The organism is Tepidibacillus sp. HK-1 (genome assembly GCF_001748485.2).
In the GTDB taxonomy this organism is placed as follows: Bacteria; Bacillota; Bacilli; order Tepidibacillales; family Tepidibacillaceae; genus Tepidibacillus_B; species Tepidibacillus_B infernus.
This window is the reverse complement of the sequence record NZ_BDGM02000014.1, coordinates 22,366-43,543: the sequence shown is the minus strand read 5'-3', so window position 1 is coordinate 43,543 and position 21,178 is coordinate 22,366. Positions and strand designations below refer to the sequence as shown.

24 protein-coding genes are annotated in these 21,178 nt (G+C 35.1%); 1 reads left to right on the top strand and 23 read right to left on the bottom strand.

Annotation, left to right across the window (positions count from 1 at the left end):
- Positions 1-10: 10 nt before the first annotated feature.
- From BEN26_RS08665 to prsW, 16 genes are all read right to left on the bottom strand, one after another.
- The gene (locus BEN26_RS08665) at positions 11-1,054 is read right to left on the bottom strand and encodes an NAD(P)H-dependent glycerol-3-phosphate dehydrogenase (RefSeq protein WP_069798110.1); all 1,044 of its coding nucleotides are present in this window, start codon (positions 1,052-1,054) and stop codon (positions 11-13) included.
- A gap of 21 nt (positions 1,055-1,075) precedes the next feature.
- Complete coding sequence (gene der / locus BEN26_RS08660) at positions 1,076-2,398, bottom strand: ribosome biogenesis GTPase Der (RefSeq protein ID WP_069798108.1); 1,323 nt, start codon at positions 2,396-2,398, stop codon at positions 1,076-1,078.
- Positions 2,399-2,491: 93 nt separating this feature from the next.
- Entirely contained in the window at positions 2,492-2,686 is a 195-nt protein-coding gene (locus BEN26_RS08655) for a capping complex subunit for YIEGIA (protein WP_068724405.1), read from the bottom strand.
- A gap of 9 nt (positions 2,687-2,695) precedes the next feature.
- Positions 2,696-3,577, bottom strand: a complete 882-nt coding sequence (locus BEN26_RS08650; protein WP_069798106.1) for a YIEGIA family protein — start codon at positions 3,575-3,577, stop codon at positions 2,696-2,698.
- Positions 3,578-3,584: 7 nt separating this feature from the next.
- On the bottom strand, positions 3,585-4,205 hold the full coding sequence (locus BEN26_RS08645) for a YphA family membrane protein (RefSeq protein ID WP_069798104.1): 621 nt from the start codon (positions 4,203-4,205) through the stop codon (positions 3,585-3,587).
- 77 nt (positions 4,206-4,282) lie between these two features.
- Positions 4,283-5,335: a type 2 isopentenyl-diphosphate Delta-isomerase gene (gene fni, locus BEN26_RS08640; RefSeq protein ID WP_069798102.1), complete on the bottom strand. Its 1,053-nt coding sequence runs from the start codon at positions 5,333-5,335 to the stop codon at positions 4,283-4,285.
- 14 nt (positions 5,336-5,349) lie between these two features.
- Complete coding sequence (rpsA, locus tag BEN26_RS08635) at positions 5,350-6,504, bottom strand: 30S ribosomal protein S1 (protein ID WP_069798099.1); 1,155 nt, start codon at positions 6,502-6,504, stop codon at positions 5,350-5,352.
- 106 nt (positions 6,505-6,610) lie between these two features.
- Complete coding sequence (locus BEN26_RS08630; protein WP_068724416.1) at positions 6,611-6,901, bottom strand: hypothetical protein; 291 nt, start codon at positions 6,899-6,901, stop codon at positions 6,611-6,613.
- A complete protein-coding gene (locus BEN26_RS08625) occupies positions 6,902-7,492 on the bottom strand; it encodes a lysophospholipid acyltransferase family protein (protein ID WP_068724418.1) in 591 nt (196 codons plus the stop codon). It abuts the gene before it with no gap.
- A gap of 1 nt (position 7,493) precedes the next feature.
- Entirely contained in the window at positions 7,494-8,174 is a 681-nt protein-coding gene (gene cmk / locus BEN26_RS08620; RefSeq protein WP_069798097.1) for a (d)CMP kinase, read from the bottom strand.
- Positions 8,175-8,266: 92 nt separating this feature from the next.
- Positions 8,267-8,491: a hypothetical protein gene (locus tag BEN26_RS08615; RefSeq protein ID WP_069798095.1), complete on the bottom strand. Its 225-nt coding sequence runs from the start codon at positions 8,489-8,491 to the stop codon at positions 8,267-8,269.
- Between the two features lie 55 nt (positions 8,492-8,546).
- Positions 8,547-9,203, bottom strand: coding sequence for a flagellar brake protein (locus BEN26_RS08610; RefSeq protein ID WP_068724426.1), 657 nt, complete (start codon positions 9,201-9,203; stop codon positions 8,547-8,549).
- Between the two features lie 69 nt (positions 9,204-9,272).
- The gene (gene ypeB, locus BEN26_RS08605) at positions 9,273-10,610 is read right to left on the bottom strand and encodes a germination protein YpeB (RefSeq protein ID WP_069798093.1); all 1,338 of its coding nucleotides are present in this window, start codon (positions 10,608-10,610) and stop codon (positions 9,273-9,275) included.
- 15 nt (positions 10,611-10,625) lie between these two features.
- Entirely contained in the window at positions 10,626-11,099 is a 474-nt protein-coding gene (locus BEN26_RS08600; protein WP_084818727.1) for a cell wall hydrolase, read from the bottom strand.
- Between the two features lie 43 nt (positions 11,100-11,142).
- Positions 11,143-11,286: a hypothetical protein gene (locus tag BEN26_RS08595; RefSeq protein WP_181482251.1), complete on the bottom strand. Its 144-nt coding sequence runs from the start codon at positions 11,284-11,286 to the stop codon at positions 11,143-11,145.
- Between the two features lie 36 nt (positions 11,287-11,322).
- Complete coding sequence (gene prsW / locus BEN26_RS08590; RefSeq protein WP_069798091.1) at positions 11,323-12,003, bottom strand: glutamic-type intramembrane protease PrsW; 681 nt, start codon at positions 12,001-12,003, stop codon at positions 11,323-11,325.
- Between the two features lie 78 nt (positions 12,004-12,081).
- On the opposite strand from prsW, the gene BEN26_RS08585 reads away from it, so the two are divergent.
- The gene (locus BEN26_RS08585) at positions 12,082-13,059 is read left to right on the top strand and encodes an asparaginase (RefSeq protein ID WP_069798089.1); all 978 of its coding nucleotides are present in this window, start codon (positions 12,082-12,084) and stop codon (positions 13,057-13,059) included.
- Positions 13,060-13,112: 53 nt separating this feature from the next.
- Here BEN26_RS08585 and BEN26_RS08580 read toward each other — a convergent pair whose 3' ends face one another.
- The 7 genes from BEN26_RS08580 to trmFO all read right to left on the bottom strand — a co-directional run bounded on the left by BEN26_RS08580 (position 13,113) and on the right by trmFO (position 21,174).
- Positions 13,113-14,366: a Glu/Leu/Phe/Val family dehydrogenase gene (locus BEN26_RS08580; RefSeq protein WP_069798087.1), complete on the bottom strand. Its 1,254-nt coding sequence runs from the start codon at positions 14,364-14,366 to the stop codon at positions 13,113-13,115.
- A gap of 103 nt (positions 14,367-14,469) precedes the next feature.
- The gene (locus tag BEN26_RS08575) at positions 14,470-15,963 is read right to left on the bottom strand and encodes a DnaB-like helicase C-terminal domain-containing protein (protein ID WP_069798085.1); all 1,494 of its coding nucleotides are present in this window, start codon (positions 15,961-15,963) and stop codon (positions 14,470-14,472) included.
- Between the two features lie 117 nt (positions 15,964-16,080).
- Complete coding sequence (codY, locus tag BEN26_RS08570; protein WP_068724437.1) at positions 16,081-16,860, bottom strand: GTP-sensing pleiotropic transcriptional regulator CodY; 780 nt, start codon at positions 16,858-16,860, stop codon at positions 16,081-16,083.
- A 12-nt stretch (positions 16,861-16,872) separates the two neighbouring features.
- On the bottom strand, positions 16,873-18,267 hold the full coding sequence (hslU, locus tag BEN26_RS08565; RefSeq protein ID WP_069798083.1) for an ATP-dependent protease ATPase subunit HslU: 1,395 nt from the start codon (positions 18,265-18,267) through the stop codon (positions 16,873-16,875).
- 14 nt (positions 18,268-18,281) lie between these two features.
- On the bottom strand, positions 18,282-18,824 hold the full coding sequence (gene hslV / locus BEN26_RS08560; protein ID WP_069798081.1) for an ATP-dependent protease subunit HslV: 543 nt from the start codon (positions 18,822-18,824) through the stop codon (positions 18,282-18,284).
- A 73-nt stretch (positions 18,825-18,897) separates the two neighbouring features.
- On the bottom strand, positions 18,898-19,794 hold the full coding sequence (xerC, locus tag BEN26_RS08555) for a tyrosine recombinase XerC (RefSeq protein ID WP_069798079.1): 897 nt from the start codon (positions 19,792-19,794) through the stop codon (positions 18,898-18,900).
- 48 nt (positions 19,795-19,842) lie between these two features.
- Entirely contained in the window at positions 19,843-21,174 is a 1,332-nt protein-coding gene (gene trmFO / locus BEN26_RS08550; protein ID WP_069798077.1) for an FADH(2)-oxidizing methylenetetrahydrofolate--tRNA-(uracil(54)-C(5))-methyltransferase TrmFO, read from the bottom strand.
- Positions 21,175-21,178: the final 4 nt, after the last annotated feature.

Sequence of the window (21,178 nt, the reverse complement as noted above, 5' to 3'; positions counted from 1 at the left end):
GTTCACCCTCTCATGATCTTTTAAAAACTTCTGATAATGCAACTTCTTCCATCTCATGTGTTCTTACACGCCCCATAAGATCTTCGACAGCTATTTTGGGGCTTTTGTTTTCAAAAAGTACCTTAAATAATTCATTTGTAATCGGCATTTGAATTTGATATTTTTGTGATAAGTAAAAGGCAGCTTTCGTTGTTTTGACACCTTCTACCACCATTCCCATTTGCTCAAGTATAGCATCTAAGTTTTGACCCTTTCCAAGCATATATCCAGCTCGCCAATTGCGGCTATGTTGACTTGTACAGGTGACTACCAAATCACCTACGCCTGCTAAACCTGAAAATGTTAATGGATTTGCTCCTAATTCTATACCTAATCGTGCAATTTCCGCAAGTCCTCTGGTTAGTAAAGCAGCTTTTGCGTTGTCCCCAAATTCTAGACCATCGGATAGGCCAGCGCCTAAGGCAATAATATTTTTTAGTGCTCCAGCAATTTCAACGCCAATAATATCTGGATTAGTGTATACACGAAAATTTGAATTGATGAATAAATCCTGTACCTCTTCAGCAACAGAAATGTTACGACCAGCTACTACAACTGTCGTCGGCAAAAGACGACTTACCTCTTCAGCATGACTTGGACCTGATAAAACAAGGATCTGATCTGATGGTAAACCAGGAAGTTCTTCATGTATCACTTCACTCATTCGTTGATATGTCCCTTGATCTAACCCTTTTGTTGCATGAATGAGAATTGTTTGATCGGAAATATATGGTTTAACCATTTTTGCAGTATCACGCATAGCATGAGAAGGTACGACGAGAACAATATATTTTTTGCCTTTAAGTGCTTCTTTAACATCTGCATGGGCTAGGATCGTATCTGGAAGTTTGATTTCTGGTAAGTATTTATGATTCGTATGATCATAGTTGATCTCGTCTTTATGTTTATCGGTTCTAGCTAATAAATCAACGGCAAAACCATTGTTTGCAAGTACGATGGAAAGTGCCGTGCCCCAACTACCGGCCCCGATCACAGCGATCGACATATTCGCCATTTTTGTTATTCCTCCTCTTTTTTAATCCTCTTCATTCTTTTTCCTAACCAGGATTCGAATCGGTGTACCTTCAAAGTGAAAAGAATCTCTGATTTTGTTTTCCAAATACCTTTCATAAGAGAAGTGCATAAGTTCAGGATCGTTAACGAAAAGGACAAAAGTTGGTGGTTTTACCGCAACTTGTGTAGCGTATTTGATTTTCAATCTTTTACCTTTGTCTGATGGAGGTGGATTGATAGCTACTGCATCAGAAATAATATCGTTTAAGACAGGTGTTTGGACTCTCATTGCATGTGATTCAGCCACTTCATTAACCATAGGCAAAATTTGATTCACCCTTTGTTTTGTTTTAGCTGAAACAAAAACAATTGGAGCATAAGACATAAATAGGAAGTGATCTCGAATCTTTTGTGCAAATTGATGCATCGTCTTATCATCTTTCTCTACAATATCCCATTTGTTTACTACAAATATGGAGGCTTTACCAGCTTCATGTGCATAGCCAGCTATTCTTTTGTCTTGTTCAATAATACCAGTATGACCGTCAATCACTACTAATACAACATCCGCATTTTCAATTGCTTTTAGAGCACGTAATACACTGTATTTTTCGGTTGTTTCATAGACCTTTCCTTTTTTTCTCATTCCCGCTGTATCCACTAAAACATAATCTTGTTCATCTGTTGAGAACAATGTATCGACTGCATCCCGAGTCGTTCCAGCTACATTACTTACGATAACTCGTTCTTCTCCTAATATGGCGTTCACTAATGAGGATTTACCTACATTAGGACGCCCGATTAGAGCTACACGAATCACATCATCATCATAGTTTTCCTCTTCTTCATCTGGAAAATGGGACACAACCTCATCTAATAGATCACCAAGACCTGTTCCATGTGCTCCCGAAATAGGATATGGATCGCCAAACCCTAAAGCATAAAAATCATAGATTTCTTGCTGCATTTTAATGTTATCGATTTTGTTTACTGCGACAACAACTGGTTTTTTGGATCGATGTAAAATATTTGCAATCTCCTTATCTTGTTCTGTTAAACCTACCTTTCCATCAACCATAAAGATGATCACATCTGCCTCATCGATCGCAAGCTCTGCTTGTTGTCGAATCTGCATGAGAATTTCATCCTCAACATCAATTTCGATACCACCTGTATCAATGAGATGAAAAGAGTGGGTCAACCATTCACCGGTGCTATAAATTCGATCACGAGTAACACCTGGTTTATCTTCAACAATAGCAATTCGTTCTCCAGCTAAACGGTTAAATATCGTTGACTTTCCAACATTTGGTCTACCTACGATTGCAATGACAGGTTTAGACATTAAACTTCAACCTTTCCATACAAATTACCCAATTAGATTTTAAATGCGTCTATACTATTATAAACAAATTATTCCTTCAATCAATAGGATAAACTAATGTCTTACAATGATTAGAGAGCCATTTTCTAAATCATGAGCTATTCCATCAAGGATTTTCTCTAGCAAAAAGGCGGTTCTCTGTAATTCCTTTTCATTATTAGCAATAAAGATAGGAACACCACCACTTAACACTTTATCTTTATGTAGAGTGACAACAGCTAGGATATATTGTTCAATTGTTGTTCCCATTTTCTCCTCCTATTCGTTTACTTCTGATTCAGAAGGTAATCTTACAGCATTTTCTAATACGGGTGTCTGTTTAACCACCTCAATTGCCTTTTGAATATCCTTGATCTGAGGTAAGAAAAATACGCCCAATCTTCCATCATTTAAATCACGTTTAGCCAATGGAACCAAGGCTGGTTCGCCTGAATCACGATATACACCCATTATTGTGGCTAAATTATGGAGTATCGCTTGTCTTTGCCCTAAATTTGCAATCGTAACGATACTGTTTTGATCTTTAGGCTTTAAGATAATGCCAACCCCATGTTCAAGAATTCGGTCTTGATTGTCTTTTAAGCCAATATTCATAATATAAATATCATCTACATATAGATGAGGCCCATTGACAATTACTTTTCCTTCTACAACCTCAGCAAGTTCTTTTATGCTACTACCTGACATGTATTTTTTGCTAACAAATAAAGTTATGATTCCCGCGAGAATGCCCCATTTCCAATCCATTAATACTGAAATTAAGGAAACAAAAAAGGAGGTAAATATAACTAAGTAATTTCTTCCTTCAAACACCATTGCAATGCCTTCAATATATGTGACTCCACGTGGAACCAATTCCAAACTATCTAATGTTGTTAACGTTTGTCTTTCCATATTCCGAACATCACGGAATTGTTGGGCTGCCAATCCTAAAAAGGTTATTGCCGTATAATTTTCTTTTAATAATGAAGGTACCGCTACTGCTCCTAAGCCTGCTGCTATAAAACCTAGTGAAAGGTGAATGATTCTGCCATGGGTATGTGTTGGATATTGACGATAATCGGTCTTAAGCATTAACAATCGATTTAGAAAACCTATAATCACACCTAATATGACAGCAATCATATTATTATTTAGCATATTTAAATCACCTGATTCGTAAGTATTTAATCAGTTGTTTATCCTTGACCCAATTTTTGACCAAGATCATTAAATGTTGAAAGAAATAGAGCTGTATCAAAGAGAGCCATAAAATATCCCGTTGTAAAGCATTCCCAAGTATAATCTGAGGAAAATGAGTTCTATGGTGAAAGGAATAAAATATTTCTCCTGAAAGTACCCCACCTATTAGTAATGCAAGACGTACTATTAATTTATTAGATACAAAGAGTACAATCATAACTAAAAAAAATGTGATTTCTATTTTCTCATTCCAAAGAATGAGAATCGGATCTAGGCGAATTAATTCTTTGAACAAGAAATAGATTGCACCTAATAATGTGGTAGCAGCAAATAAATAAGTTTTATCTGCTTTATCCCCTTTTATCCAAAAATAAAAATAAAAAACCATTGGTACGATAAAACCTCCCATATTCACTTTCCACTGATAATTAAAAGGAAGTTCAATCATTGAGAGAATATAAATCGCCAAGAAGATGAAGATAACTTTTCTTTTTCCTATCTCTGATACAATGGATAGGAACCATCCTGTTGAAACTAAGATGATCATAATTAATAGAATAAGATTTGTTAATACACCATCATTCATCCTCTTTACCTCCTTTTGTCACTATTATGTAGTATTTCTTTTTTTGGCATAAAAAAACCCATTACTAACATAATGGGTTAAAGAAACTCTCTTCTTGCAAGTTCATTTATTGGAATACCTCTTAGTTCACACCAATTTTTTGTTTCCCCTAAAATAACCATTGGTTTTTTTTGCAAATCTAACAATTCTACTGCGCCTAAGCTTGTCATGATCAATTTTATTTCGTGGTGAAGTTGATTTACATATCCTAATGTTTGTTTAAATCCTTCATTTACTAACTTTCTTAAAATCATTCCAGACATTCCTACAGCATTAGCACCTAAACCTATTGCCTTTGCAATATGTAAACTATTCTGGATACCTCCTGTAGCTATGATTTCTGTCTTGTTTACCGTTGTAGCTTCAAGAATACTTGTAGCTGTGTGTATTCCCCAATCATTGAAGAAGGGATATGGGTCTAACCGCCTCTTATTTTCAATCAAGGCAAAGTTTGTTCCTCCCCTTCCACCCACATCAATAATCTTTATCCCTCGTTTCACTAGTTGAAAAACTACCTCTTTGGACATTCCAAATCCTACCTCTTTAACAATGAAAGGGATTTTTACAGACTCTTTAATTGCCTGTAATCGATCCAATATTCCTGTAAAGTTTCGATCACCTTCAGGCATGGTAAGTTCTTGTATTACATTTATATGTATTTGGATTCCATCTGCTTCGATCATTTCAATCGCTTCGTTAGCTTGTTCCGGCGTTGCATCTGCACCAAGATTGGCAAAAATGATCCCTTTTGGATTGTTACCACGTACAATCTGATAGGTAGAACGATACTCTTTGTTTTTAATAGCAGACATCTGCGAACCAACCGCCATTACCAAATTCAGCTCATTCGCTAGTGCGGCTAATTGTTGATTTATTTTAACCGTTTCATAAGCTCCACCCGTCATCGCGTTAATAATAATCGGCGAACTCAATTGAAGTCCGCCGATAGAAGTAGCAATCGAGGTTTGGGATAGAGCAACTTCTGGTAAAGCTTGATGGACAAAATGAACATTTTCAAAGCCTTGAACACCCGTTTGACCAGTCTCAATAGCATATTTTAAATGTTCAAGCTTTCTAGAAGCTCGACTCATGTCGTTTCCTCACTTTATTTTAATTTTTTTAATTTGTCACCTAGAATATCTGCTAAAGTGAAACCAGTATTATGTTGTTCCTGAATGAGGTGATTTTCCTTTACTTCTTTTTCTACCTCTTGTTCTTCTGCTTCACGAATACTTAAACTAATGCGTTCAGAGGAAGGATCAACATCCAATACTTTCACTTTTACTTCTTGACCGATTTTAAGAACTTCACTTGGTTGGCCAATATGCTGATGCGAAATTTGAGAGATATGAACCAAGCCTTCTACATTAGGTTGAATTTCTACAAAAGCACCAAAGCTAACTAGCCTTTTTACAATCCCCGTATAGATTTCACCAATTTTTAAATTCTCGATTGCTAGATGAATAGGATTTTGCATAGTTTCTTTGATGCTTAGACTAATCCGTTTTGTCTCTGGATCAACTCGTAGTACTTTAACATTGACTTTATCTCCTTCTTTTAATACATCAACAGGTTTGCCAATTCGATTCCATGAAATTTCAGATACATGAACTAAACCATCAACCCCACCTAAATCGATAAACGCGCCAAAGTCAGTAAGTCTTTGAACAGTACCTAATAAAATGTCCCCTACTTTAATTTGTGCAACTAGTTCTTTTTGTTTCTTATTGAATTCCTCATCTAAAACAGCTCGTTGAGATAAAATCACTTTATTTTTATCTTGGTCAATTTCAACAACCTTAACACGTAAAGTTTTTCCTTTATAATCAGCAAAATCTTCAACAAAATGTCTTTCTACCATTGAAGCTGGTACAAACCCGCGTACTCCAACATCAACAACCAAACCACCTTTAACAACATCTGCTACCTTAACTTCAAAAACTTCACCTGTGCTTAGCTTATGTTGTAATGTATCCCAAGCTTTTTCACGGTCGATCACCTTTTTGGAAAGGAGTACCTGTTCCTTTCCATCGTTGACACGAAGGACTTTGCATTCTACTTGATCGCCAACTTTCAAAACATCGGTTATTTTTTCAATATGTACATTTACAATTTCGCCTATAGGAAGAATGCCATCATATTTGTAGCCTATATTGACTAATGCTTCCTTTTCTTCAATTTTTGCTATGGTTCCTTTTACAATATCTCCTTCTTTTAAAGACATTACGTTTGTCATTTCTGAATTCATTTCCTCAACCATAATTACAATTCCCTCCTTAAAGTAACAAAACACTTCAAAAAACTTATAATCATACCCTAACGATAAAGCCGACCTTTATCAGGTGGAATACGATTGGGCATAAAAACTATTTCAACTTGGTAAAGAGATAGAAAATCGTTAAGAAAATAATAAATAAAATAATTGCTCCAAGCCAAAGCAATCGGTCTATTGAAAGGACATTCATTTCATAAAGGATAAAAAGTATCATGATCATTGTTAAATTTATTATGAAGCTATTTAAAACATTCCATACAATCTTTTTAATCTCTTCAAGTTGATAACCTTTTAATATACAACGTTTTGCAATGATTCGACTAAGGTTTAATATGAAGATCATTAAACTTAAATAAATCATACTGTAATAAAAAAAATTCATTTATTTTATTTCCTCTAGTTGTTTCTTAATTTGAGCCATCATAAAAGTCATCGTTTCTGTTAAATCCTCAGATGAAACCTTCTCTTTTTTAAAAGAATCTAACTGAATAGGATTACCTATATTCACGATAATCGGCTGAAACCACTTATAACTTGAATCGATCCCAATCGGAATCACTTTTACATCTGACTTTAAAGCAAATAAGGCAGCACCAGGTAACCCAGGCTTTAATTCTTTATCTTTGCTACGCGTCCCTTCAGGGAAAATGCCTAGAACTTCTTGCTCCTTAAGGAGGTCTAATGCTGTTTTAATCGCCTTACGATCACTTCCTCCTCTATTGATAGGAAATTGACCCACTTTTTTTAAAAAGGAACCCAAAATAGGGATGTCGAACAATTCCTTTTTTGCCATAAAATGAACTTTCCTATTTACTGAACAAGCGATCACTACTGGATCAAAATTACTAATGTGGTTTGAAATCAAGATAAGAGGACCCTCTTTTGGAATATTTTTAACTCCATACACTTTTAGTTTGTAAAAAGTTTTCAAGTATCCTTTGATTAATACTCTAGCAAAAGTATAGAGTGACATTTTAGTTCTCTCCTCTCATTCTTTCTCTAGCTAGACTTAAAATTACATTTACCACCTGTTCAATGGAAAGTTGAGAAGTATCAATCAAAATAGCGTCTTTTGCTTGCTTTAAAGGTGCAACGGTCCTTTCTTGGTCTTTTTTATCCCGCAATTCAATTTCCTCGACGATCTGCTCCAACTTTATTTCGTAACCGTTTTTTGTCATTTCTAAGTACCTTCTATGGGCTCGTTCTTCAATTGAGGCTGTCAAAAATATTTTTAACTCTGCATTTGGTAATACATTGGTTCCAATATCTCTTCCATCCATGACAACAGAACCTTCTTTTGCTAATCTACGTTGAAGTTCAACCATTGTTTCCCTCACTTTAGCATGAGAAGCAACCAATGAGACCTGTTTAGTAATCTCTGGTGTTCTAATTGCCTCTGTTACATCTGTTGTCCCAATTTTTACCCTTTGTATGTGTTGATCAATTTCAAATTGAATAGGGTTACGAAGAAGACATTGGTTTAATTGATCTTCATCATGAAGATCTATATTTTCATTTATCGCTTTTAAGGTCAGTGCCCTATACATCGCTCCAGTATCAATATATAAAAATCCCAATTCATTAGCAACCTTTTTTGCAACGGTACTTTTTCCCGCTCCTGCAGGTCCATCAATGGCAATACTTATTTTTTTCATTCTAATCCTCCAAAATATGTAGGGTCACAACTTTCTATATCATAAAAAAAACAGGCCGGTGCCTGTTGAACAATATGTTCATAAAAATCTTATCATATTCTTCCAATATAATCAATTGTATGATGGAATTTAGAAGCTGATCCTTCCATTTTTTCCACTGGAATAAATTCTTTGCGAAACGATTCAAAGGACAAAAGAAATTGAATACCAATGAGGAGAATAAGCACTAAGATAAATATTTTTTTGATCGTCTTTTCTACATAATCAGAAAATAAGATAAACTTTTCCTCATAAGGACGGTAACGGGTTTTTATCATCATCATCCCTCCGTTAACTATCCTTAACAAAGGATAGACAAGATATACTCTTCTTTTATAAACCTTTTTCCCTTAGTTCTACTTGTCTTTCATAACAAAACCGGATGATTTTTGACCTCATTGTTTCATTGATTGTTGTAAATGAAATAGAAACCCAAGTTACGTTTGTTTTTTGATTGGGAATTTCTGATCTTATAATTTCTCCTATATAAGAGATATGCTCAATCGTTCCATTTTTAAACGGCAACACAATCCAACCTTCGATCATTTCTCCAGTCATTACTTTTTTCGGGAAAGGTAATACAACTTGCATGCCCCCACCACTGAGATCCAACGTTTGAACTACTGTCCAATCCTGTTTATCTAATGGCTTAAATGCTGTTTCCACATGAACTGGAACTCTTAGAAAGTTTCTCCTTTGCACTCGATGAATCTTAGATACCACTGGCTTAGTTAATATCAATAGAGGGATCTGTTCTTGTTTTCTCCCCACAACAATAGTATCAAAAGAGAATTGCCCATGGACATTAGACATATACCATACTTTTACTTTTTGGCCAACCGGTATCAATTCGAGTTTACCAGTTTCTTCATTGATTGGCACCTCAATACTTATTTCATTTTCAGAAACTTCAGCAATTCTTGATTTTAAAGAAAATTGATGTTCATGACCAATATTTATTTTTACGACTTGATTAATACTAGGTAACAAAGACCTCTCCCCTTATATGTTGTAAAAACAGGAGGCATTTTAATCCTCCTGTTCATAATCGTCTTTCTTTTAACTTACTATATCTTCCTCTACTTTTTCAACTACTTCTTCTTCACCATTTTGCGCATTGATATAAATTCTGTAGGTAACTTTGTCAAAATCCCCTGTTACTTCATAGGTGAGTACTTCTTTTCCATCACTGTTTTCAATCAATGCAGGACGGATAGAGAAAATTTTCAAATGGGGGTTTACTTTTGTTTGGACTGTTTCTTTTGTAATAGTTGGTGATGGAATTACTCTCTTTTTATGATTAAAAGTATAACCTGTGGATTCAAAACCGATAATCTCCCCATTATCTAAAGCGACCTTGACACTTAGCATATCAGGATAAACAACCACACCATTTTGTTTGTAAGCATATGTAAAAATTAAGCTATTATCGTACTGATCAATCGTAGTTGGTACCATTGAGGTATAACCACGTTTTTGTAAAAAAGCATTTGCTTTTTCTGTCGCTTGTTCTAATGAGATTTTTTTGCCATCGATCTCCCGATTTATGATCATCCAGACTACGTGGCCACCCACTTTAGTAACGTCCAAATTAACTATATTCTTTCCTTTTATTTGTACGCTAAAGGCTTCAAAATTAGATCCTTTTCCCGTTTTATCCACTTTTATTTGATCTGAAACAGGTACTTTCATAAATTCGGCAGCCTTTTTCTTTGCTTCTTCAGCAGTAATCAAACGTCCTTTTAAGTTTTTTCCTTTCTCTTTATTTTTCTTTTCTAAACTCATCATTTCTGGACCCCAATCTAATTCGGGGAATTCCTGTACTTTTTTGTCGATTGTTTTAAATCCATCAATGATCGTGTTGTCCATCTTTTTGTCTTCTTCTGCCAAAGCAATTTCAACATCCATCCATCGTAATTGTTTATCGATGACTTCTGTTTGCACATGATTTAGTTCGTTTCGTATTTCTTTAGATCTCTCGTACAAGGTTTTTAATGTCTTATATTCCTGATCAGTTAAAGGTTCTTTTCCCAAATCTCTTATTGCAATACGATAGGAGAAATCCCCGATTTTTGCTAAGAATTCTTCTGTTTTACTAAATGGCATCAATGTTAATGGCAACTGACCTACATCAGATTGAGCAGAATAGGCTAACCTCCAAACATTCGCTAATGAAGGGGATAACTGTCTACGGGAATTAACGGCTAATGTTTTACCTAATTCATCATGTAAGGCATCAATATGAAAATTTAGATCATGAAATGCCCGTTGATACTGATTTTCTGCTTTAATCAAAATTGAGTTTTTCTCTTGATTTTCTTGATAACCCCAAAAACCTGCTCCAATTACAGCAATGACTAATACAGGGATTAAAATACCTGTTATACCCTTATACATTTCATTTTCACTCCTTCATCGACAAAAAATATGTTTGCCAATTTTTTTTACTTGTGGCCTTGACCAAATCCATTTTGAAGTGGCTGTTTGTGGGTTAAAGTAATATTCACATCCATCTGTTGGATCCCAACCACTTAAAGCATCCTTTACAGCCTTCTCCGCTTGTTTATTAGGAGTTAAATAGATTTGTCCATCTGCAACAGCAGTAAAAGCTCCCGGTTCAAAAATAACACCGGAAACAGTGTCTGGAAAAGAGGAGCTTTTAACGCGGTTTAAGATAACTGCCGCAACAGCAACTTGACCAACATATGGTTCTCCTCTTGATTCGCCATAAACAGCATTCGCCATCAATTTCATATCATTAGCAGATAATGTGGTTCGCTGTGCTTTTATATCATTCTCATCAGGGGCTATTGGATTAAAAATAAAAGTGAGGATGAAAAATAATAAACTGAACAATAGGCAATAACGAACAACTTTTTTCATCATGAGATCCGCCTCCTATTTCTAGTTTGAGTTTAAATGCTCCATACTATGCAATAAGGTAACAACCTGAAGAATAAAGAAAGACCCTTTCCTTTTTTGGAAAGAGTCTTAAATGCTGATCCATTCTTCCTCTTAAAAAAAACTTTTCACCACATTGGTTACAACGAATGATTACCTTAACTCGTGTCAAATCATTCACCCCCTAGTTCCATTTTAACCACTTTTTTCAGTAATTTACTTCAGGGGGTTCACTTTCGTGAAAAGGTGATAATTTTGTTGCTATTTTTATTTTCTTTAACCCATACCACCACAAAAAAGTTAAAAATGGTAGCATCAGATATACCCAATCCATCATCTTTTGTTCTAAAATAAAATTGTAGGTTGCATGAGCAATCATTGGAATGATCCATGATAAGAACAGAAATATCTTTTTATAATGGATGCATGAAAATTTAGCTTTTCCCAAAAAATATCCCATCATAATGGCAAAAAGAGCATGGCCTGAAACAGGTAATAGACCTCTTAATAAAATCATAGCTGGTTGACTAGAATGAAAAAACAAATACCCTAAGTTCTCAAGCGTTGCAAATCCAATTGAGACAGCAACAGAATAGACCACCCCATCATAAGGTTCATTAAATTCAACATGTTTAAAAATTAAAAAATAAAGAATAAACCATTTTAAAAATTCCTCAACCACCGCTGTACTCAAAATGGGCAAATTCCAGTGGGCTAGTCCTTCTTGAATCATTCTCTCAAAAACATAAGCTGGAAAAACTAAAATTGTACCTATTATAAACATTTTGATGATCAAATGTAAAGGTTCTAATTCATATTTATCCTTTAAATATATGAAACTAAGTAAAGCAATCCCTGGTGCAAATGCACCGCTAATCAGTGTAATCATAAAAAACTCCTTTGATTCATTCTGATGTTATCGTATCATGTAATTAAATGTAACTTCAATAGTAACGGAGGGTAAATAATGTCAAAAGTGGTCATTATCACAACTGGCGGTACAATAGCAATGAGTGAGGACCTTAAAACAAAAACAGTAAAACCACTTGATCAAGATACACTCGATTTTTTTCTTCCGTTTTTAGAAGAATATGTGAATGTAGAAATGGAGCATTTTATGAATATTCCTAGTCCACACATGACACCAGAGAAAATGTATCAATTGGCTCTTCACACTAAAAAATATCTAGAGGATGACGAGGTACTGGGAGTTGTCATCACTCATGGGACTGATACACTTGAGGAGACGGCTTATTTTCTTGACCTTTTGCTAACAAGTGATAAGCCAGTCGTTTTAACTGGTGCAATGAGAAGTAGCAATGAATTAGGGGCAGATGGGCCAGTTAATTTAGTAGGTGCGGTTCGTGTTGTAGCAGATCCCTCTTCGACTGGAAAAGGTGTTCTTGTTGTATTTAATGATGAAATTCACGCAGCTCGTTATGTAACCAAAACACACACCAGCAACGTTGCAACATTTCAGTCCCCAGAAAATGGACCGATTGGAACAGTGACAAAAAAGGGAATTCGTTTTTCACATGCCCCTTTACTAAGAGATAATTATGAACTCTCTCCTCCAAATACAAAGATTGGATTGGTTAAAGCTGCAGCAGGAATGGACGATTTACTCATTAACACATTGATTGAACATGGGTATGAAGGAATGGTTATTGAAGGACTTGGACAGGGAAATTTACCTCCAGAAATGCTAGGGGGAATTAAAAAGGGGATCGAGAAAGGAATCCCAATCGTATTGGTTTCAAGATGTTTTAATGGTTTTGTAGATGCTGTTTATGGGTACGAAGGCGGAGGAAAACAATTAAAAGATTTAGGTTTAATCTTTTCTAATGGGTTAAACGGTCAAAAGGCTAGAATTAAATTAATGATAACAATTAACCTTTTTAAAAAGGATCCATCTATCAATTTACAACAATATTTTGATGTATAAAGCTCTCTAAGAATTTTTTTAGAGAGCTTTTATCTAACCTATAAAATCATCTATTATACCCAACCACGAAATCTAGAAGCTTCAGCCATTTTACGAACGCCAACCATATATGCGGCTAATCTCATATCTACTTTTCTAGAAACGGATGTATTATAAACATTGTTAAAGGATCTAACCATCACTTCTTCAAGCTTTTGCCATACTTCTTCTTCTGTCCAATAATATCCTTGGTTGTTCTGTACCCATTCAAAGTAAGATACGGTTACTCCACCAGCACTTGCAAGAACATCTGGTACTAATAGGATATCTTTTTCAGTTAAAATTTTTGTTGCTTCAATCGTTGTTGGTCCATTTGCAGCTTCAACAACTATTTTCGCTTTGATTTTATTAGCGTTTGCTGCTGTAATCTGATTCTCAATCGCAGCAGGGACTAAAATATCACATTCTAATTCTAACAATTCTTTATTTGTGATTGTGTTTTTAAAAAGCTTTGTTACTGTACCAAAAGAATCTCTTCGATCAAGAAGATAATCAATATCTAATCCATCTTCATTATGTAAAGCACCATAAGCATCTGAAATTCCAATGACTTTAGCACCAGCATCATACATAAATTTTGCTAAGTAACTACCGGCATTCCCAAAACCTTGAATCACCACTTTTGCGTCTTCAAGCTGGATTCCTTTTTTCCGAGCAGCCTCACGAATCATTAGAGCAACACCTTTTGCAGTAGCAGATTCACGCCCATGGGAACCACCTAATACTAACGGCTTACCTGTAATAAATCCTGGAGAATCGAACTCTCGAATTCGACTATATTCATCCATCATCCATGCCATAATTTGTGAATTTGTAAATACATCTGGTGCAGGAATATCTTTAGTTGGACCTACAACTTGACTTATTGCACGAACATATCCTCGGCTTAAACGCTCTAACTCTCTAAAAGACATTTCACGGGGATCACATATAATTCCACCTTTACCTCCCCCATATGGCAAATCAACGATACCAGCTTTAAGGCTCATCCAAATAGAAAGCGCTTTCACTTCATCCTCAGTTACATCAGGATGAAAACGAACACCACCTTTTGTTGGTCCAACTGCATCATTGTGTTGTGCACGATAGCCGGTAAACACTTTAACCTCCCCGTTGTCCATTCGAATAGGAATGCGCACGGTTAACATACGTAATGGTTCTTTTAATAAGTCATACATGTTTTCTGGATAACCCAATTTTTCTAAAGCTTCTTTAATAACGATTTGGGTTGAAACAAGCAAATTTAAATTTTCCTGTTCTTGATCCATGATTTTACCACCTCGGAAAAACAAATATTAGAAATCATCATTAGAAATCATCTTGTCAGGTTAAGTATACACCCTTGTTTTTAGATTGAGAAGACATTTTATTCTAATCTGCATCTTTTAAAATTTCTGAAAATAATCCTATTGTTTTATTAAAGCTAAACTGTATTTTTCCAATTGAGCCATTACGATTCTTTTTTAATTCAAAAGTGACTAGTGAATTTTCTTCATTGTTATTTCCTTCTAAATGGATGTAACTATCTATAGAAGCCACTAATTCCGGGGGAAAATTTTCTTCTTTTCCTGTTGCTGCAAGTAAAATAGGTACTCCCCATTGTCTAGACCAATGGTGTAAATTATAGGTTACTTGCAGCTGCTGTTCATGGGCAGGCATTGAAAGCCCTTGTTTTAAATGGATCCTTTGAAGGTGGTCAAAGATTATAACAGGCTTTTTATGTAGCTGAAGTAAAATTTTGTTTAGAATGATCGCAATATCTTCTAAAGATGTATGAATATTTGCATCTAAGGTCCAAATGTTTTTAGCAAGGGTTGAATAGGTTTGATTTGCTAATTGAATGTCTTGCACGGGAACTTGGCCTGAAAAAATTTGTTGGGTAGAACAACCAGTAAACCTCGACATGCTTCTAACCCATAATTCAAATGAGGTCATATCCCAAGAAATATAAAGCACAGGTACATTTGTTGCCACTTGGTCTGTTAATTGTTTTAAGAAGGTTGTTTTTCCTACAGAAACAGCACCACCAACCAAATACAAGCCTTCTTGTAGTCCCCCTACTAATAATTCATCTAAGGCCTTAAATCCAGTTTTAATTCCACTTAGTTTTTTATTGTATCGTTTGATATATTCTTCTTGAAATAGAACTAGATTTGAACTATCTGGAGCAATTGGTGATAACAAGCTTTCTTTCAATGTTTTATTAATTATATTTATAAATTCATCCGAAGGATTTTTCATTCGAATAAAGAAATCATTTACATCTTTGAACCCTTTTGGCAGATGAATAATATACAACTCTTTTATAACTGATTCTAACCATTTTGCCACTCTGATCGTTTCTCTTCTACCAATTTCATCATTACCAAAACAAATAAAAACTCGCTTATTCTCCATTTTAGTTAGTAATTGATCATTTAATTGGCTGTTTATCATACAAATACTAGGTAATTTTGCTTGCTCTAAAGACAACACATCAAAAATAGAATTACACAGAATCACATCATCTACCTGTTTTAGAGCCATTTCATTAAAAAATACATCCTCGACACCAATTAAAGATTTAAATTTTGGCTCTCTACCATCGATACTTCTCCCAATTAAATCGACGACATCCTGTTCCATCGTCTGCAAAGGAAAAATTATCCGATTGTGAAAATATCCGTTAAAACCTTTGTCATTGGGCTGAAATCCTATCATATCTTTTTCAAAACCAATTAAAAATTTCTCTATTATTTCTGATTGAATTCCTCTATCCTTTAAATAATCAAGCGCATCCTGAGTTAATTGGCCACGATAATATTGGACCATTTGAAGTAATTCATTAGATGAGATGTTTCTTTGCATAATTTGATCAAACGTCATGGTTCTCTCCCTCCCCTTTTTCTCTCCTATTAAGTCTATTTTAGATTTATTTCTATCATGAGTACAATAAAAAAACTGCCCGTTTGGCAGTTTTTTTAAAATTTATAATTTTTTAATTTAAGAAGTGCGAAGTTTATCCAATTCGGTGATTAATTTTTCATTTAATACCTTAATATACGTTCCTTTCATACCTAATGAACGGGATTCGATCACACCTGCACTTTCTAACTTTCTTAGAGCGTTTACGATGACTGAACGAGTGATTCCAACACGGTCAGCAATTTTACTTGCGACTAACAAACCTTCTTTTCCATCTAGCTCTTCAAAAATATGCTCTATCGCTTCAAGTTCACTATATGAAAGTGAGCCGATGGCCATCTGTACCACTGCTTTACTTCTTACTTCTTCTTCCATCGCTTCAGAACGTTCTCTAAGAATTTCCATTCCAACGACAGTGGCACCATATTCAGCTAAGATTAAGTCTTCGTCTCCAAATTGCTCACTTAGTCTTCCAAGAATAAGTGTTCCAATTCGGTCACCGCCACCGATGATTGGTACGAGGGTAGTATAACTATCCTTAAAAATATCCTTCATTTCAGCTGGAAAAGAAGATAGTGGGCTATCAATTCCAATGTTAGTGACAGTCTCATCCTGTTTCATCAATAAAGCATTATATTCTTCTGGAAATTGCCTTTGTTTAAGCATTTCAGAAATACGTTCATTTTCAATTTCTTGTGCAATAGCCAAACCTAGTAATTTACCTTTTCGGCTCACCACAAAAATATTTGCTTCAATCACATCACTTAGGATCTCAGCCATTTCATTAAAATTAACAGCATGACCAGCAGCTTTTTGTAATAATCGATTAATTCTTCTAGTTTTTGATAAAAGATCCATTGTATAATCCTCCTACAATATATACTGAGATAAATCTCGATTCTCTACAATCGTTGAAAGTTTTTCCCTCACATATTCTGGGGTAATGATGACTTTTTCTAAATGAATGTCTGGAGCCTCAAAGGATAGATCCTCTAGCAGCTTCTCTAAGATTGTATGTAAGCGTCTAGCCCCTATATTATCTGTGGTTTGGTTCACCTCTGCTGCTAATTTGGCTATTTCATAAATCGCCTCATTTGAAAATTCAATTTCAATCCCCTCAGTTTGAAGTAAGGAAACATATTGCTTAGTTAGGGCATTTTTGGGTTCTTTCAGTATCTGAACAAAATCTTCAATACTCAAATCTTGTAATTCAACTCGAATTGGAAACCTCCCTTGTAATTCAGGAATTAGATCAGAGGGCTTTGACATATGAAATGCACCTGCTGCAATAAATAAGATATAGTCAGTTTTAATCGCACCATATTTGGTCATCACTGTTGACCCTTCAACAATGGGCAAGATATCTCTTTGAACTCCTTCTCTTGAAACATCAGGTCCTCTTTCTTTTCCAGCAATTTTATCAATTTCATCAATAAATATAATACCGGATTGTTCTGCTCTCTCAATCGATTCTTGAATAACTTCATCCATATCGATCAATTTCTGTGCTTCTTCTTGAACAATAAACTTTCTAGCTTCTTTAATTGGCAATTTTCGTCTTTTGGTTTTTTTAGGGATTAAATTTCCTAATACATCTTGCATATTTAAACCCATTTGTTCTACACCAGAACCAGAAAAAATATCAAGCATTGAGGGTGAATTGTCCTCTACTTCGATCTCAATCACTTCATCTTCTAGTTGACCATTTAGGAGCTGAAAACGAATTTTTCTTCTTCTCTCATTGATATGATCTTCTTCAACTACATCCTCATGTGTTGGTTCTTGGGTTTGACCTCCAAATAACATCTCAAGTGGGTTTTTCATGTTTCTATTCTTCTTTTTCATCGGTACTAAAATTTCAACAATGCGATCGTTTGCCAATTCTTCTGCTTTATCCTTAACCTTTTCTGTCTTTTCATTCTTAACCATTCTGATTGAAGTTTCGATCAAATCCCTAACCATCGATTCTACATCTCGACCAACATACCCTACCTCAGTAAATTTTGTGGCCTCAATTTTAATAAAAGGAGCCCCAACTAACTTAGCTAATCTTCTTGCAATCTCTGTTTTTCCTACCCCAGTTGGTCCAATCATCAGAATATTTTTTGGAACGATTTCGTCCCGAATCGCTGTATCCAAAAGACTTCTTCGGTAACGATTTCTAAGTGCAATCGCAACGGCACGTTTTGCCTGTTTTTGACCTACAATATATTTATCTAATTCAGAAACAATTTCTCGTGGGGTTAAGGATTTATGTATTACCATCATGATTCCCCCCTTTATAGTTCTTCTATAATAATCTGATCATTTGTATAAACACAAATCTCTGCGGCAATCTTAAGAGCAGATTCGGCAATTTCTTTTGCAGATAATTGAGTTGCATGTCTTTTTAATGCCCGACCTGCTGATAATGCATACATTCCACCTGAACCAATGGCCAAAATACCATCATCAGGCTCAATCACCTCACCATTTCCAGAGACTAAAAGCAAATAGTCTTTATTCATCACGATGATCATTGCTTCAAGGCGACGTAGTATCTTATCCATTCTCCATTCTTTGGCTAATTCTACTGCTGCTCTTTGCAAATTACCATGATATTCTTCAAGCTTACCTTCAAACTTTTCAAATAGTGTAAAAGCATCTGCAACTGATCCTGCAAATCCAGCAATTACTTCACCGCGATATAGTTTTCGTACTTTTTTGGCAGAATGCTTCATCACCATACTATTACCAAAAGTGACTTGACCATCACCAGCCATGGCTGAATGGCCATTATGTTGAATGGCAAAAATAGTGGTTGCGTGAAAGGGTTCTGACATCCTTTCATCCTCCTTTATATCCTTTTTAAGGAATATATATTCAGAAAATTTACATTTAAATATGATTTCATTACTATGCTCTTGGATGAGTATTTTTATAAATATTTTGCAATCTTTCCTTAGTCACGTGGGTATAAATCTGTGTTGTTGAAATATTCACATGACCCAATAATTCCTGAACTGAACGCAAGTCTGCTCCTGCATTTAACAAGTGTGTTGCAAACGTATGACGTAATGTATGAGGACTGACCTTCTTGGAAAATGATAAGCCTCGAACATACTTATCAATCATTCGGCGGACACTTCGATCTGTAAGGCGTTCCCCATTTTTATTTAAAAAGAGGGCTCGTTCTATTTCAATAGGTTTCAATTTTGGTCTAGCATCTTCTATATAATGATGTAAGGATTGGATTGCAAATCTACCTAAGGGAACATATCTTTCCTTAGCCCCTTTTCCAAATACTAATGCTGTTCCATTCACCAAATCGATTGAGTTTAAGTCTAGACTAACTAATTCACTTACCCGAATACCACTAGCATACAGGACTTCAATTATAGCTCTATCCCTAATACCCAAAGGCTTTGTAAGGTTAGGAGCATCAATCAGTTCCTGTATTTCTTCAGGGTACATAAAATGAGGCAACTTCTTTTCAATCTTTGGTGTTGATACCATTTTAAAAGGATTTGTTTTAAGATAATTCTCTCTCATTAAAAATCGAAAAAAAGTTCTTAAACTTGAAAGCTTTCTTGCTATTGATTTACGAGCATAATGTTTTTCATTTAGTAAGGCTAAATAATTTCTTACATCAAGATAAGTCACTTCTTGATAAGTATTTTTTCCTTTTGATGTCATAAATAAAGTGAAGGCCTGTATATCCTTTAAATAATTTTGTAATGTATGAGTAGATACATTTTTTTCAATTTGCAAATACCCTTGAAATTCTATTAAATATTGATCGATCTGATTCATTTTTTGTCCCCTCTTATGTAAAGGCAACATAATATTAACATAGTAATGTTAAAAATCACAAGCTAAATTGTGTACGTATTGTGAAAAATTCTGAATTGTCGTTAGTGCTCTTTGGGATAATTGTAAATTTCTTTCGTTTTTGTTTTTTATTTTCTGGTTTAAACTGGGTAATAGACCAAAATTAGCATTCATTGGTTGAAAGTGTTTGTGATCAGCAGTTGTAATATAGTGTGCCATACTACCTAATGCTGTTTCGTTTGGAAATATAACAGGCTCTTTTCCTTTAAATAGAAGTGCTGCATTAATTCCTGCTATCATGCCAGAGGCAGCAGATTCCACATAGCCTTCAACCCCCGTCATTTGACCCGCAAAAAATAATTGGTCCTTTTCTTTAAATTGATACGTTGGTTTTAATACTTTAGGAGAATTAATAAAAGTATTTCGATGCATAACCCCATAACGAACGATTTCTGCATTTTCAAGTCCCGGAATCATTTGGATGATTCTTTTTTGTTCCCCCCATTTTAGATGGGTTTGAAAACCAACAATATTATATAAAGTTCCCTCCGCATTATCCTGTCTTAATTGAATAACAGCGAAAGGTTGCTTTCCTGTTTTAGGATCTATCAATCCGACTGGTTTCATAGGTCCAAAGAGAAGGGTTTGCCTTCCTCTTTTTCCCATCACTTCTACAGGCATACACCCTTCAAAATAGATTTTCTTTTCAAAGCTTTTTCGTTCTGCAGTTTCTGCTTCAACTAATGCGTCATAAAATCGATTAAATTCCTCTTCAGTCATTGGACAATTGATATAGGCTGCTTCTCCTTTATCATATCTTGAAGCAATAAAGACCTTGTCAAAATCTATACTCTCTTTTTCAATGATCGGTGCCGCAGCATCATAAAAATAAAGATATTCTTCCCCTAACAGTTTAGAAATTTCTTTGGATAGGTTCTCAGAGGTTAAAGGGCCAGTCGCCACAATTGTAATTCCTTCAGGAATCTCTGTTACTTCTTCATGGATAACATCTATCAATGGATGATTTTTAATCGTTTGAGTAATTGTCTGCGAGAATAAGTTCCGATCAACTGCTAAGGCTCCTCCCGCTGGTACCGCATGTCTATCAGCTGTTTCTATGATAAGCGAATGAAATTTTCTCATTTCTTCTTTTAGAAGTCCAACAGCATTTGTCAAACTGTTTGAACGTAATGAGTTACTACATACTAACTCTGCAAATTGTGTGGTATGATGAGCAGGTGAGCTTTTCGTTGGACGCATTTCATATAATTTAACAGGTATTCCATATTTAGCAAGTTGCCATGCCGCTTCACTTCCAGCTAAACCTGCTCCGATCACATTCACATTATTCTGTTTCGTCATGTTG

Bases quoted from the DNA above. Each gene is read 5' to 3' on its own strand.
- ypeB (WP_069798093.1), bottom strand. From the start codon at position 10,610: ATGTATAAGGGTATAACAGGTATTTTAATCCCTGTATTAGTCATTGCT.
- BEN26_RS08630 (WP_068724416.1), bottom strand. From the start codon at position 6,901: ATGAATTTTTTTTATTACAGTATGATTTATTTAAGTTTAATGATCTTC.
- BEN26_RS08665 (WP_069798110.1), bottom strand. From the start codon at position 1,054: ATGGCGAATATGTCGATCGCTGTGATCGGGGCCGGTAGTTGGGGCACG.
- trmFO (WP_069798077.1), bottom strand. From the start codon at position 21,174: ATGACGAAACAGAATAATGTGAATGTGATCGGAGCAGGTTTAGCTGGA.
- der (WP_069798108.1), bottom strand. From the start codon at position 2,398: ATGTCTAAACCTGTCATTGCAATCGTAGGTAGACCAAATGTTGGAAAG.
- BEN26_RS08575 (WP_069798085.1), bottom strand. From the start codon at position 15,963: ATGACGTTTGATCAAATTATGCAAAGAAACATCTCATCTAATGAATTA.
- prsW (WP_069798091.1), bottom strand. From the start codon at position 12,003: ATGATTACACTGATTAGCGGTGCATTTGCACCAGGGATTGCTTTACTT.
- hslV (WP_069798081.1), bottom strand. From the start codon at position 18,824: ATGTCAGAACCCTTTCACGCAACCACTATTTTTGCCATTCAACATAAT.
- BEN26_RS08650 (WP_069798106.1), bottom strand. From the start codon at position 3,577: ATGCTAAATAATAATATGATTGCTGTCATATTAGGTGTGATTATAGGT.
- BEN26_RS08655 (WP_068724405.1), bottom strand. From the start codon at position 2,686: ATGGGAACAACAATTGAACAATATATCCTAGCTGTTGTCACTCTACAT.
- BEN26_RS08615 (WP_069798095.1), bottom strand. From the start codon at position 8,491: ATGATAAAAACCCGTTACCGTCCTTATGAGGAAAAGTTTATCTTATTT.
- BEN26_RS08580 (WP_069798087.1), bottom strand. From the start codon at position 14,366: ATGGATCAAGAACAGGAAAATTTAAATTTGCTTGTTTCAACCCAAATC.
- BEN26_RS08625 (WP_068724418.1), bottom strand. From the start codon at position 7,492: ATGTCACTCTATACTTTTGCTAGAGTATTAATCAAAGGATACTTGAAA.
- BEN26_RS08645 (WP_069798104.1), bottom strand. From the start codon at position 4,205: ATGAATGATGGTGTATTAACAAATCTTATTCTATTAATTATGATCATC.
- codY (WP_068724437.1), bottom strand. From the start codon at position 16,860: ATGGATCTTTTATCAAAAACTAGAAGAATTAATCGATTATTACAAAAA.
- hslU (WP_069798083.1), bottom strand. From the start codon at position 18,267: ATGGTAATACATAAATCCTTAACCCCACGAGAAATTGTTTCTGAATTA.
- fni (WP_069798102.1), bottom strand. From the start codon at position 5,335: ATGAGTCGAGCTTCTAGAAAGCTTGAACATTTAAAATATGCTATTGAG.
- rpsA (WP_069798099.1), bottom strand. From the start codon at position 6,504: ATGGTTGAGGAAATGAATTCAGAAATGACAAACGTAATGTCTTTAAAA.
- BEN26_RS08585 (WP_069798089.1), top strand. From the start codon at position 12,082: ATGTCAAAAGTGGTCATTATCACAACTGGCGGTACAATAGCAATGAGT.
- BEN26_RS08600 (WP_084818727.1), bottom strand. From the start codon at position 11,099: ATGATGAAAAAAGTTGTTCGTTATTGCCTATTGTTCAGTTTATTATTT.
- xerC (WP_069798079.1), bottom strand. From the start codon at position 19,794: ATGAATCAGATCGATCAATATTTAATAGAATTTCAAGGGTATTTGCAA.
- cmk (WP_069798097.1), bottom strand. From the start codon at position 8,174: ATGAAAAAAATAAGTATTGCCATTGATGGACCTGCAGGAGCGGGAAAA.